The sequence below is a fragment of the Gammaproteobacteria bacterium genome (genome assembly GCA_019911805.1).
In the GTDB taxonomy this organism is placed as follows: Bacteria; Pseudomonadota; Gammaproteobacteria; order Thiohalobacterales; family Thiohalobacteraceae; genus JAHJQQ01.
Window position 1 is genome coordinate 14,461 of sequence record JAIOJV010000041.1, and the last position, 14,039, is coordinate 28,499.

9 protein-coding genes and 1 pseudogene are annotated in these 14,039 nt (G+C 55.9%); 7 read left to right on the forward strand and 3 right to left on the reverse strand.

Annotation, left to right across the window (positions count from 1 at the left end; genetic code table 11):
- Nucleotides 1-249 precede the first annotated feature (249 nt).
- The 7 genes and pseudogenes from K8I04_03830 to K8I04_03860 all read left to right on the forward strand — a co-directional run bounded on the left by K8I04_03830 (nt 250) and on the right by K8I04_03860 (nt 9,411).
- Complete coding sequence (locus K8I04_03830) at nt 250-621, forward strand: hypothetical protein (GenBank protein ID MBZ0070844.1); 372 nt, start codon at nt 250-252, stop codon at nt 619-621.
- A complete protein-coding gene (locus K8I04_03835; GenBank protein MBZ0070845.1) occupies nt 618-3,110 on the forward strand; it encodes an Hsp70 family protein in 2,493 nt (830 codons plus the stop codon). The genes K8I04_03830 and K8I04_03835 overlap by 4 nt, the downstream gene beginning before the upstream one ends.
- 3 nt (nt 3,111-3,113) lie before the next feature.
- The gene (locus tag K8I04_03840; protein ID MBZ0070846.1) at nt 3,114-4,556 is read left to right on the forward strand and encodes an ATP-binding protein; all 1,443 of its coding nucleotides are present in this window, start codon (nt 3,114-3,116) and stop codon (nt 4,554-4,556) included.
- Nucleotides 4,557-5,124: 568 nt separating this feature from the next.
- On the forward strand, nt 5,125-6,321 hold the full coding sequence (locus tag K8I04_03845) for a peptidoglycan-binding protein (protein MBZ0070847.1): 1,197 nt from the start codon (nt 5,125-5,127) through the stop codon (nt 6,319-6,321).
- Nucleotides 6,322-6,600: 279 nt separating this feature from the next.
- A pseudogene (locus K8I04_03850) lies at nt 6,601-7,464 on the forward strand (hypothetical protein).
- A 954-nt stretch (nt 7,465-8,418) separates the two neighbouring features.
- Nucleotides 8,419-8,802 (forward strand): hypothetical protein, encoded by a 384-nt coding sequence (locus K8I04_03855; protein ID MBZ0070848.1) that lies wholly within the window; start codon nt 8,419-8,421, stop codon nt 8,800-8,802.
- Nucleotides 8,803-8,814: 12 nt separating this feature from the next.
- On the forward strand, nt 8,815-9,411 hold the full coding sequence (locus K8I04_03860) for a hypothetical protein (GenBank protein ID MBZ0070849.1): 597 nt from the start codon (nt 8,815-8,817) through the stop codon (nt 9,409-9,411).
- 382 nt (nt 9,412-9,793) lie between these two features.
- Here K8I04_03860 and K8I04_03865 read toward each other — a convergent pair whose 3' ends face one another.
- The 3 genes from K8I04_03865 to K8I04_03875 form a co-directional block, all read right to left on the reverse strand.
- The gene (locus K8I04_03865) at nt 9,794-10,411 is read right to left on the reverse strand and encodes a hypothetical protein (GenBank protein ID MBZ0070850.1); all 618 of its coding nucleotides are present in this window, start codon (nt 10,409-10,411) and stop codon (nt 9,794-9,796) included.
- A gap of 476 nt (nt 10,412-10,887) precedes the next feature.
- Nucleotides 10,888-13,083, reverse strand: coding sequence for a TniQ family protein (locus tag K8I04_03870; protein MBZ0070851.1), 2,196 nt, complete (start codon nt 13,081-13,083; stop codon nt 10,888-10,890).
- Between the two features lie 5 nt (nt 13,084-13,088).
- Nucleotides 13,089-14,039 (reverse strand): TniB family NTP-binding protein, encoded by a 951-nt coding sequence (locus K8I04_03875; protein MBZ0070852.1) that lies wholly within the window; start codon nt 14,037-14,039, stop codon nt 13,089-13,091.

Consider the following 14,039-nt stretch of genomic DNA (forward strand, 5'->3'; position numbering starts at 1 on the left):
CGTCGTGCGCTCTGGCCGCCCCGCCGGTCCGCTGCGATTAAATTATGGGTAAGGCTGCTACCGGCGTACCTGTTTGCCCATGGCTCGTCACCGAGGCCATGTTGCCATCTAGGCCGGGTGCGAGCTGCTGTCCTGTATTTTGCCCAAGGGCAACGGGAGTGGCGATTCTCTAAGGTTGGGGTTAGCCAGTAGATTCAGTAGCAGTCAAAGGATGGAAAACCGGCCAACTGGAGGACACGGGAGAGATTGATGGGCCAGCCAAATGAAGAAAGCGAGCGGATGGAGCAGTCCTTGATCGACATCGCTGTCGAGAGTTGGCGCTTCTCGCGTCTGTTCGGAAAGGTCGTCAGTAAACTCGATGCAGGTGAGTCGGGCCGCTACACCAATCAGCTCCGCTACTTCCAGAAGAAAGTCGAGGAGAGCCTCGACTCAAATGGCCTCAAGCTGGTCAACGTCGAAGGTCAGCCCTACGACCCGGGTATGGCGGCGTCCGCTTTGAACCTAGGAGACTTCGGTCCTGACGACGTGCTGCTCGTCGATCAGATGTTGGAACCAATCATCATGGGGCCAAATGGCCTCCGCAAACAGGGTACCGTGATGCTGAGGAAAGTACAGGCATGAAATACGTTGGCATTGACCTTGGCACGACCAACAGCGCCATTTGCTCCTTTGATGGTGAGTCCATCCGGCTCTATAAGAGTCCTGAACAGCACGACGTCACACCATCGGCCATTTTCATAGACCGGCGTGGCAACAAGTACGTCGGCTCGCGCGCCTATAACAATGCCGCCCGGAACCCCGACAACGCTGCGGTGTTGTTTAAACGACTCATGGGCACGAGCACGCCCGTGAAACTGCCAGCAGTGAACCTCATCATGACGCCGGAAGAGTGTTCCGCCGAGGTGCTGCGCGCGCTGTACGGCTACCTGCCGGAAGAGATCAGAAACGATGGCGACACCGGCACTGTCATTACAGTTCCAGCGGCGTTCAACCAAATGCAGAAGGACTCAACGATGGCTGCCGCCGATGCGGCTGGTCTCGGGCGAGTCGCGCTGATGCAAGAGCCGGTGGCCGCCGTGATGAGCGTCATGCGGCAGCGTAAGAGCGACGGTGTCTTTGTTGTCTATGACCTTGGCGGCGGTACGCTCGACATTGCTATCGCGGAGAGTATATCCGGCCGCGTGACGCTTCTCGCGCACGGCGGCATCGCCATGTGTGGCGGGCGTGATTTCGACCGAATTCTGTTTGACAACATTGTAAAGCCCTGGCTGTTTGAGAACTTCGATCTTCCCGAGGATTTGATAACCAATCCACAGTTCAAATCCCTGTTGCGAATGGCTACGTGGGCGACGGAAAAGGCAAAGATCGAGTTGTCGCAGAAGGAGGAAGCCGTCGTCAGCCTTCCTGAAACCGAGTTGGGTGCCCGCGATCAGGCTGGCCAGGAGATCTACATCGACATCACCATTGATCGCAAACTGTACGACGGTCTGATTGCCTCGAAGGTGGAGGAATCGATCCAGTCAGCTCGCGAAACGCTCGAAAAGGCCGGTTTGAGTCCACACGATGTCGAACGCGTCGTGTTTGTGGGTGGCCCGACCCACTACAAGCCTCTACGCGACAAGGTAGCCTTCGAGCTCGGTATCGCGCCGTCCACCGATGTGAACCCCATGACCGCCGTTGCGGAAGGTGCAGCGGTCTTTGCTGAGTCTATCGACTGGACCTCCCAAAGTCGCGGGCGTAAGAGCGCTCGTGGCGCGATCAGTGCTGGTGGTGCGCTAGACCTTTCGTTCAACTACATCTCACGTACGCCGGACACCAGGGCCAAGATTGTCGCCAAGCTTGGCAGTCACGCTCCGGCAGGTGTCGAGTTTCAGATTGATAGTCTGGATACCGGGTGGTCATCTGGTCGCATTGCGCTCAAGGATGGCGCAAACGTCGAACTCAACCTTGCCAAGCCGGGCGACAACGTCTTCAAAGTGTTCGTGTTCGATTCTAACGGCGGCCCCGTCTCCCTGCATGAAGACAAGATCGTCATCGCGCGTACCGCCGCCAGCATCGATGCGATTCCCGCGTCTCACTCCATCGGCGTGGAAGCCCGCGACAAGGTCGGCGGACGCTTGGTTCTGGACTACCTCGTGCGAGAAGGCGATCAGTTGCCCAAGAAGGGCAAGAAGTCCTTCAAGGCGGGGGAGTCTCTCAAGGCCGGAAGCACCGGGTCGATCAAGTTCAAGCTATGGGAGGGTGACATCTCCGATCCCATCAATGACAACCGGTTCATCGGGATGTTCGAGATCAAGGGGTCGGACTTCGACGACGGCGTCATCGCCGCTGGCGCAGAGTTGATCTGCGAATACGAAGTGCTCGACTCCGGCAACATTGTCCTGGAAGTGTCAGTTCCTTCCATCAGCGGCTCGTTCAAAAGCGGGCGCAACTTCTATTCCAGCCAGGAAGGCAAGGTCGACTACACCAATCAAGCGAAGAACATCCAGGAGCAGTCGGAGCACACCTTGCAGCGACTCGACGAGATGGAGTCCAAGGTCGATGACGCGCGTCTGGAGCAAGCTCGGGAGAAGCTGGAACAGGCGGGCACCATCAAGCCTGGTGAGGCTGACCCCGAAACGGCCAAACAGGCGATGGACCACGTCCAAGAGGCCAAGCGGCTACTGGCCCTGACTCGCAAAGAACACCTGAAGGACATTCGCCAGCTTGAACTAGATAAGGCTGTCGACTTCTTCGACAAGGCCGTACGCCAGCACGCTCGACCCACCGAAGCTTCGTCGTTCGATAACTTGGTCAAGACAGCGCAGCGTGCGATTGACAATCCCAACAGCGATTTCGAATCACATTTGGATGAATTGCGGAGTCGAAACTTCATGATCCTGTGGCGTCAGGATTGGTTCGTCATTGAACGTTTCAAGTGGCTGGCTGAGGATAGCTACCTCTTCCCCGATGTTCGTGAACATGCTCAGCTCGTGGCTGCTGGAGCAGAGGCGTTGAAGGCCAACGACATCGATAAATTGCGTGCCGTGGTCGCCCATCTCGACTCCATCCGCATCGGTTCTGCGGGCGAGGATGACATGCTGGCGGGTGCGAACATCGTGCGGAGTTGATCTATGGCGCTCGACGCGTGGCTTCCCATCGGATTCAAATTGCCTGACGGTGCAAAGTCTCACGTCGCGCTGTTTGAAGGGACTGGCTGGCAGATTCTTGAGACCCAAGGTGGTGGGCGGGCACTCGTGGTGCATGACACGCTGGCGCAGCAATGGCTAGATGCCGGGTTGATCGATGGCGGCACGTTCAGCGCCTTCCAATTCGGCGACCTCCAGCTTCGGTCAATTTCATGTGGACCGAGCCAGATGCTGTGCCCCGTCAGCGAGGCAAAGTCACCTGACAACAAGGCCGAAGCGCTCGCTTTCGCCCTTGCGTTAAAGGCAACGCGCGAGATCGATGCAAGCTCAGCGCTACAGGATGCTCTGTACGTCGAGAAGATCACGCGGCTGCTCCCGACCTACAGCATAAGTTCGAGAACCAGCGATGATGTCGTTCTTGGCTACTGGCTGACCGGCGGGGCGAGTATTCCGGCCACGTCTTTTCGCAGACTACGCCAGACAATGAGTTGGCTGGGGGCAAGCCACTTGAAAGATGTTGTTCAAGCGGCAGGCTTCGAGGTCTCTGAAGTTATTCCACTTGATCGCAAAACGACCAATCTTCCCGAGAAAACAGAAGCAATTGCAGCTGGGGCTAAGACTGAAGAAGTTAAACAAGCTACAGCCGAACGCAATAAGGTCTTTGAACTGGCTGGCCGGCCAGAACTGGCTTCTTTCTTCAACGAACACATTGTTGACATTATCCTGAATCGTGATCGCTACAAAGCGCTCGGCATCGAGTTCCCGTCGGCAGTGATCCTGCACGGTCCTCCGGGCACCGGAAAGACGTTTGCGGTCGAGCGACTGGTTGATTTTCTCGGGTGGCCGAGCTTCCAGATCGACGCATCCAGCGTGGCCAGTCCCTACATCCACGAGACCAGCAAGAAGGTCGCACAGGTATTCGAGAAGGCTATGGAGAACGCGCCTTCAGTCCTCGTGATTGACGAGATGGAGGCGTTTCTTGCAGATCGTGAAATGGGGTCTGGCCATCACCGCGTTGAGGAAATGGCCGAATTTCTCCGCCGCATTCCAGAGGCAGTAAAGAACGAGGTACTGATCATAGCCATGACGAACCGGATTGACATGATCGACCCTGCCATCCAGCGCCGGGGACGCTTCGATCATGTCATCAAGGTAGACTTTGCAAGTGAGATCGAGGTGCAGTCCCTGTTAGACAAGCTGCTGTCCTCCTTGCCGAAGGAGCCGGACGTGGACTCCACGCCGTTGGCGCACGAACTCGCAGGAAGGCCGTTGTCCGATGTCGCCTTTGTCGTGCGCGAAGGTGCAAGGCTCGCCGCGCACTCAGGCAAGGATAGGCTAGATCAGGCCAGTTTGCTGGCCGCCTTGCGGACGACACCGGCGCGGGAACGTGAAGGCGGTGAGAAGAAACGACGTATCGGATTCATCTGAGGGGGCAACGGTGGTGGCGGGAGAAGAAGAACAAAACAAGAATGAAGCCAAAGGCTTTGCTGGGATTTCTTCGCTCGTGTCCGACGTGGACACGACGCTGCCGCCTTCTAACGACAAGAAAGAGACTACGGGCACCGCCGGTGCTTCATCTAGTGCCGCACACTCAGCTCCGCATCACGCTGAACCAGAGTCACAACCCAGTCAGAAGCCCTATCAAGCGCCCGCGCAGCCTTCTTCAGGCTCTTCCGGCGGCAAATGGTTGTTGGGCATCGCTGCTGTCATCGGTGTGCTATGGTTCATCGGCGAGGCAGATAAGAACCCTTCAACGCCGGCACCTACTTATGCTCCGCCCACACAGTTGATAGACCCGTATGATGGTCAGTCGGCGCAGGCCACATCTCCGGCGCCCGCTTATTCTCTGTCTGAACGAAACACAGCGCCAAGCAAATCATCTCCTCCTGTACAACATCAAGTACCATCGCGACCGGAAGAGTCAAAGCCGCCGGCCGGACGCGACCTCATATTTTCGACAGCTCAGATTCGATACTGCCTGGCCGAAGAAATCCGCATGGATGGCGCGAAGTCCGCTCTCGACAACTACAGCGAGTTCGATGTCGATCGGTTCAATGCGATGGTAGCCGACTACAACAGCCGCTGCGGGAGTTTTCGCTATAGAAGTGGTGCGTTGGAACACGCGCGCCGAGACATAGAACCGTACCGGATCCAGTTTCGGGCCGAAGGCAGGAGCAGATTCGCTCGCGGCTCATCTACTGGCTCCCTATCGGCACCGGCGCAGCCACGTCCTGCTCCGGATGCGACGGTGCAAGCCATTCAACGGAAACTCAATGAGCTTGGCTACAACGCCGGTACCGCAGATGGACTAATGGGTAGAGCTACCCGCTCAGCCATCATTGCATTTCAGCAGGACAGGGGTATGGCTGCCACGGGTGTCGCAGACCAAGTGTTGCTGCGCCAGCTACAGCAAGTTCCTCCACGCCCGTCACAACCTCAGCCAGAGAGCCGTCCTGCCAATAGCTCACATTCATCTACTTTCCGTTCAACTGATCTTTCTGGGCTGAGCCGCCAGAATCAAGTTTCTCTTACAACAGACGAGCGCTCGTCCATCGAACTAGCATGCATCATCGCTAAGACACAAGGGCCTGCCGCCTACAACGACTGTGTTAATCGACAGCTTGAACAATTGGCTTCAGCCCCCCGAACGCCAAGCATGGCATCCCTCTCGTATGACGAGAGGTCTGCGATTGAGCTGGCGTGCATTACTACCAAGTCGGAGGGTGCAGCAAGCTACAATCGCTGCCTGGCATCACAGATTCGTGAGCTTGAAAGTGCCCCCCGCCAACCGAGCATGTCAGGGCTTTCATACGACGAGAAATCTGCCATCGAGCTTGCATGCATCACGACCAAATCAGAGGGCGCGGCAAGCTACAACCGCTGCCTAGCCTCACAGCTGCGGGAGCTTGAAAGTGCCCCCCGCCAACCTAACATGTCAGGGCTTTCCTACGAAGAGACATCTGCCATTGAGCTCGCGTGCATCACGACTAAATCTGAGGGTGCGGCGAACTACAACCGCTGCTTGGTCGGGCAGCTCAGAGAGCTGCATAACGCGCCTAGAACTCCGAGCCTCGACGATTTGAGCTATCAGGAAAAGTCTTCCATTCAACTGGCCTGCATTACTGAAAAATCAAACGGGGCCGCAGCCTATAACCGATGCCTGACGTTGCAGTTAAGTTCGATTCGGCGCTAGGGTAAATTCAAGGGAGACAGTTGCGTGGGCATAACAATCTGCTTCAAATGGCTACTTCAGTCGCCGTTTGCGGTCCTGGGGGCAACGACCCGTGACGACCGAAGGCGCATCGTTGAGCTGGCGGAAGAGAAGTCCTTGGAGCTGGACCACGATGTATGCCAGAAGGCTCGGTCTGATCTGACGAATCCACGTACTAGGCTGAGCGCGGAGATCGCATGGCTTCCCGGGGTTTCTCCGCGAAAGGCATCCCAGCTGGTCGAAAGCCTGCTCCATAACCCTATGGCAGTCAGGGAGGAATCCGGCCTGCCCACGCTTGCGCATTTGAATCTGCTCGCAGCTGCGTTCGAGGCCGTGAACGGCGAGCACGATGCGGAGGATTTGGCCGGTTTTATTCAGGAGGTTGCCTACCTTGCGGACGATCTTGATGCCGAAGAGGTCCTGCGGGACATCAATGAAGATCGCGCTGTCTCAGGCTTCCCAGAAGTGCGTGCACTTGATCAGGTCGAAGCCGAACTGGCGGAACGCAAACGCTACTACCGTAGCGCCATCAAGGATGCGCTCGATAAATTGCCACCGACGACACTCATCCAGGTAATGACTGACGCAGTAGATGGGGCCACGGCAGGTGGCGAGGAACACGCCCCTGGACTAGTTGATGACCTTGTTGACAGTTATGAGGTGGAAACCCAGGGATTCCTTCTGAAGGAAGCAGAAAACGTCCACAAGCTGATCAAAACCGCCCGTGACTCGGCGAACATTGGCGAAGCCGCCGTCAAATCGTATGTGGACAAGCTCACTGCCGTGGTGCGCAACTGGGACAAAGTCGCTCAGCCTATCCAGTTGAGCGCCAAGGCGCGCGGCATCGATCATGAATCAAGCCATGAATTGGCCTATGAGATACGTAGTCTCGCCATCGATCTTTTCAACAAGCACGACATGCTAACACAGTCTCAGAGACTCACCGGCTTGCTTCAGGAATTGTTCTCTGAAATCCCAGAGGTATCCGAGCGCGTTGAGCAGGACGTCGAAGCACTGGAGGATATTGCTTCAGGTCGGAGCATACTTTCCGAGAAGTTCAGCGACTTCAATCTGTCTGGCAATACCTTCTCATGGAAAGGTCGCGCGTACGACATCAACGCGATCATACATATCGGATTTTATCGATCGATCACGACTCACAAGACAAATTTCGTGGAGACAGGAAAAACTGAGAAGGCAATTCTGACGCTGACCTTCAGCGGCGGACAGACCCTCAATATCTCCATTGACGAGCAGGGCGTCATTTTTAACAAGAACAAAACGCAGCAGATCGCAAACCTTGCTGATTTCTATGGATTCCTATTGCATGTCACGTTTGACCGGCGGGTGAGATTCTACGAGGAACAGATAGAGAGGAACGGCTACTTCGTTTACGACGAATGTTACTTCTATCCCCACAAAAAGGTTGTGTTCAGGGGTAGAGATTTCGAAGTGAGCACCTCCTCGTTCCTCCGTAGTTATGGCTGCATTGAGATGAGGAAGAAGGATTATGGTGTGCTCGACAAAATCAAGCGCGAAGTATCGCTGACAAAGGTACCTCAGTTCAGCACTCTCACTGATACGGATGTTATCTTCCACCTGTTGGACAAGTACATGGGGTTGAGATGGAAGTCGTAGCATGCAAGTAATCTAGTTGCCCCGCTTTTCATTGACCTAGCAGTGATCCCTGCCACCTGCTCTGGGACAAGCAAGTAACCCCTCCGGGAGGAGCTGCTTCCCTATAGTTCGATGACTCGTTATAGGGCAGCTATTACTGGCAACAAGGCTGTACGGGTCTGGCGATAACAGACTGATGTCGTTATGGGTGAATTCGAAATCGACCCAAAGCACTAATTCACATCTAAATTGAATCACATGCAAACATCTGAATTCGATCGCAGAGTAAGGTCTGCTCTGGTGCTAGTTCAGCCGCTCATGCGGAACGTTATGTGTAAAAGGAGAAGTGCATGAGACAAATAGAATTACTTTCTTGCATATTGATGTTTTTCATATCCAGCTCAGTATTTGCGATAGATCCATGTAATTGCAAAGGTTACGCTGGTCCTGGTGGTCCTTGCTATGCAGGTCCCGGCGGCCCTGCTTACGATGGTCCGGGTGGTCGTGCATATTCAGGTCCTGGTGGTCCGTGTTATGCCGGACCTGGTGGGGCGGAATATTCAGGTCCCGGTGGCCCGGCTTATGATGGCCCTGGCGGTACAAGATACTCAGGTCCAGGCGGTCCTTCATACGACGGTCCTGGTGGTCCTGCTTATGATGGTCCGGGAGGTCGATGCTATTCGGGGCCGGGTGGTCCATGTTATTCCGGTCCTGGTGGAACGGGCGCTAATTGCCCAAGCGTTTGTCGCTAGGAAAAAATCACATATCAAACGCGTCAACCAGTACAGGCAAAAGCGTCGCTTGTTCCTCGCTATGCATTTGCCTGCCTGTTACGCGAAACGTTAGGCGAGAGAAATCATGAGCGATTGGGATTTCCTTTATGAAATGAACGAGCTTGGCAATGATCCAGAGGAGATGGCTGATGCTGCGAGCTCTGGCGCGGCGCCTTGGGAGTGGGAGTACATAAGCAGAGAATGGATCGATTCTCAGCTTAAGGGTGAGCCAGAGGATGATGCCTACGCAGTTAAGCCAAGCAGGCCTTTTCAGAGTAGGGATGGGTTTCCCTGTAGCATCCTAGAACAGACGCAGATATTCCAAGATCTAGTTAATTGCGCTACACGCCACTTCGAGAACACAGGTAGGTATTTACAAGTCTGGGGTGAACTAGGAGAGATCTATGCTGAGATCAAATTTGGACTTCGCCGTCATGGGACACACAAGGCCGGTTCTGACGGTACGATTGCCGGAAAGATTGTTGAGGTAAAGACCATCTCGCCTGAGAAAGCCAGCGACCGTGTACTCGTCAAGCGCCAAGGAAACTTTGAGCAGTTGCTAATCGTTCGCATTGATCGAGAATTCCAGTTCCAAGGTAAGCTTTTCGACAGAAGCGAGCTAAAGGGAACTGCGGGCAAGTTCCTTAGGGGTCGACTCAAAGATGACACGAGGAATGCCTAACAATTCCGTCAAGAGGAGAAAAAGTGCCGCTTCGCTCTGCTTTTGCACGCCTGTTATGGTGAGCACTGAATGCCCGTTTTACGCGATCTGAACTATCAGCAGAATATAGAACTGTAGATCTACAACTTGTACCGCTTCTGGCCGATAGCTGTCGCGCGGAAGTGGCAGGCAACCGATCTCGGCTTTGTCCGCTTCTCGTCGGATGCGGTCGGTACCTTGTCGTGCAGCGGCAGCGACCACCGCAACTCCGACGGATCGCCGAGAGTTGTAAGTCTGGGCGCAACATCTACGGTCATTTGGGCATGAATAATACAGGCCTCGGCGTGCCTTATGCGCCATCACCGGGAGGTGGTATCAACGCTGAGCCCACTTGGTAAGCTTGTCAGCGCGTATCCGCATCCCTCAGGTGTTGAACCAATTGTTCGATCTCCCGAATCCGCCGCTCGTGATCGTCAAGCGAGGGTCGGCTGGAGTCTTGTGTGGCAACGGTGACTGGCTCATCTGTTTCCTCGTTGACAAGCTGAGCGAGCGTTGCCAGTCGCGCAAGTGCGGGATCTAGGACTAGTCTATCGAGGTCACCACGTGGTATTGACGCAGTAATCCACTCGCCGGCAGTGTCCTCTCCCTCATGCGCGATTGCGTCGATCAGAGCATCGTCCGTTGTCGCGCCTGCCCCGATCATCCTGCCATCCATGTCCCAGCACCCGGCACGGCGGTTTCGGAACAATAGCGCGCCGCTGTCACGCTCGATCAGCAAGGTGGCGGCGAGTTTCACTAGTGCGGTGATTCGTTCCTCAGCAAGGCGTGGCGACCGTTCCGTCTTGGAGGGTGTTGTCGCCAAGGGGCTGTTCCTATGTCCTCGCGTGGCACCCGCTGCGCCGCTGGTATCAGTCGCGGCGACTGCATCGAAGAATGTCTCGAGTTGCATCTCAATGTTGCGGATCCGGTCTTCGAGATCGGCCAGTGAGGGCGGCTGTGGGGTGTCGAAGGTGTTAGTCATCGCAGACCTCCATAATGGGGTGTGGGCGACAGCATTTGTCGTGGCGTTGCAGCGCCTATGGGTGAGCGCCAGGCTCTCGATATCTACACGGCAGATCTCGACGAAGAACGGGATCAAAGGTATCCATAGTTGTGTCTCCGTTTATACATTCCGGAAAAACAAACCCGCAGACTCATGGCACGGAACTCAATATCTCGTCGATCCACTCGCCTCGCTTGAAAGACACGACCTCGAGCGGTTCCCACCAGACCGACAGTACTTTTCGGGTCTTCCCGTTATGAGTCGCCCATACGTCAAGGACATCCTTTCCGCCAAGCCCCGGGATTCTGCAAAACCGAGACGTATGGAGGATGCTGATTGATCCTAGCGTGACCTCTTTTGGGCGGCCTGACGACAGGTTGGCGATGTCTACGAAAACACCGCGCTCCGCGATGTGGTGCAAGCAGACGCCGATTATTCGCCGTATCAAGACATCTTTATCCGAATGAATGCGAGTTACCTTCATGAGCGTATGTGCCTCCAGCGGTATGTTGCGCCTCTCGATCCAGAATCCTGAACAGCTCAGCACGGTCGTAAAAGTGGCGTGGCTCTCCGTTGACCATAAGCGTCTGTGCAGGTTGAATCAGGCCCTTCCGCCGCAGGTGAGGAATCAGGCTGCGATTTCGGCTTACCCCGGCGGAAAATTCATTCGCGGTGATATATTTCGACTTCCAGTCGAGAACAGTCGCGATCTCGGCTTTGTGAACGAATAGCCCGACACCGAGATCGATGAGGGTGATGAGTCCGGTCGAAACCCAGCGCTTTGAGAATGCCGAGCGCGATTCGCCTACCAGTGCTGCGGCTTCGACGATCGGGATATACGCCTCGTCGTGGAGCATTTTCTGAAAATTCTGCAACGAGTCGGGATCGATGATGGGTATGCCAGCGTCCTGCCCGATCACCTTAATCAGTCCGCGGTCGATAAGGGTTTTTACCTTACGGACAGAAATACCCAGTTTTTCGGAGGCAACACGAGGCGTGATACCCATGGTCTCTGGGGTACCCGCATTGGTCTTCCCCGGCTTTCGGCGGGTAGTCGGAATCCGCAGTGCGACCACAGCTTCCCAGTCGATGCGGGCTAGGTGTGACCGCTTGAAGATATGCCATGACGCACTTCCCCTCGGCAGTGCGACGACGGGTTTTACGCCGACCCGATCGAGTTGTCGCACCAAACGCCCCGGTCTAGCCCCATGGGCCTCCCCGAGGGCCTTTGCATAAACGTAGCTGTCAGTGAACGCGTCAAGGCTCTCGGCTGGAATCATACGGACTCGTCGACCGGACCTGGTCGTGTCGACCGGCTTGAGGAGTCCGCCTCGAATGGCCGCCGTGAGCGCCGCAGCCGGCACCTCCAGACGCTTCGCTGCGTCTGCGATCGTCATATCGGACGAGTCGGGTATTGACTCAGCGATCAGTCGGCCATCAGGGGGCTCTACCCGCAGGCCAGCCAGCCCGTCTGTGAGGGTGTATCCGCCACACCGTATCTTTCCGGTGCGAATGAGCTCGATAACATCGTGGAACTGTAAATCCCGCCCACGGAGGAAACGCATAATCGGGACGAACCGGTCGTTCGCTTCCTGTCGTGAGCCCAGTTCGATCAGCAGGTTGTTTAAGGACCGAATCGTGACACTGATTCGGGAGTTGGGATTGTCCGGTCTTACACTCCTGAGTGTCTTCGACTCAATCAGCTCGGTGGTGATGTGCTGAGGCAAGCCGAGGGCAGCGCAGGCCTCACGCACAATGGCGGAACCAAAAAGCACCCGATCGGTTTCCAGGGCTTCAAGGACGTGTGGATCGATTAACGATAGGGCCTGTCGCGCCACGTCACGGATTCGGGCCGAGTGGCTTGCCAGCAGTGGCATGAGCTCGATGCGGGGATGCCGCCCAGGCAGGCTGAATGCGCAGTCAGCCCAGTCATCCGCCAGCTCCTGCGCCAACCGGCCCGGGGCACGTACGCCTCGTACCGCTTTATCCAATGCCAGCTGCTTGTGCGTACCGGACAGGCTGTGGCTGTATATGCGTCTCAAGGCCTCAAAGAATTGGATAACCAAGTCGAACTCGCCGGCTTCGCCACGTGCGATGAGCGTTTCGAGATACGCACTCTCGGTAATGTCGACCGGAATCCGTTTCGCGCGTCTCAGATCGAATCCGCACGCACATCGTTCCAAGCTTTTCCGGTTCCAGGCGAGGTTGTGGCCGCAGGCGGGGCACTTGTCCACCAGCAGAATCCCATGCTCGACACACGAGGTCGCGATCTGATGGTCCCAGGCAGACTTGAGGTAACCCCGCTCCTCGACGCATTGGGGGCAAATTGCAGGGTTCGCCAGTCTTAGCGAGTTCCACGGTACGCCAATGCCGCGCCAATAATGGGGTGCATGCCGGGTCACGCCTTTCTGCGGGTAGCAGAGCGCTGCGCCGCGATCTCGATCAAGGCCGAGTCGGGCGCACAGGTCTCCGTAGCTCTCCGCATCCGCCAGCAGGGCTATCAAATTCACCTCGATGCCATAGTTCCTCGGCAGATATTTGTTGATCAGTCTTGACGGGCTGCGCCAGCCATTGCCCTGGGATACGCGAAGCAGAAAGCCGCCAGGGGACTCGTCATCATAGGGAATAGGCCTCACGAGTAGTTGTGCCATGGCGATCACCGTATAAACCGCGAGAGGCGGTTGTTGAGCTCCGTCACGGAGATCCGGAAGGGGTTCGTCTTTTTCGTCAATGTGTTGACCATCACAATGTTTTCGTAGGCGGTGGCCAAGTCGTCCATCGTGATGAATTCGCGTCCCTCCGTAAGTCCTTCGCGAACAGCGCGCTTCATGAGATCGACGATGTCATCCGGATTGCCCGATGTCGCTGCATAAACAGCCAGCGCATTGTCCCTGGACAGTAGATCAGGCATTCCCTGGAGGTTGCACAGTTCAACAAAGTCCAGAGAGAGGCGCTCAATGAACTTCCTGAAGTCGCCTTTCTTGGCGCCCCCGAAATCCAAATTGGTGAGTCGGAAGCGATACCGGAAGCGACGCGCCAACTGAGGATCTGAGTCGATCAGCTGCTCGCAATCCGGGGTGCCTACCAATCCGATGGGTACTCTGAAGTCGATGATGACCGCGCGTACCCAGTCCTGGACATCCTCGTACTTACCGCCGCGAGTGCGTTTCTTGGGTAAGAGGTTGTGGAACTCATCAAGCATCATCAGCTGTGTCTCACACTTATGAAGCAGCTCGCCAAGGCGCCCGGTGAGCTCCAGCGCGTTACCGGTTCTTGGATTCGGATCATTCAGCTTGCTAAGGCACTCCGAGGCCACTCCACGAATCGAGACGGGTGCTTTGATCGAGGAGTAGAAGGTAGGTACGATCGTGACTTCATAACCCTCGCGGACCTCGTTCCTGGGCGGGTACATCTTCAGAAGCGCTTCGCAGACAGTCGTCTTGCCGGTCCCGGGTTCTCCGACAAGCAGGATATTGGCCGGCTCGCGTGAACTCTTGGACTCCAGTAGGCAAGACACAAAGCCATCGATTGCGTTCTGTATTGCAGGGTGCTCGATGTAGGAGCCGTCGATCTTGTTGACACGTTTCAGGATGGATTCTAGGTTCAT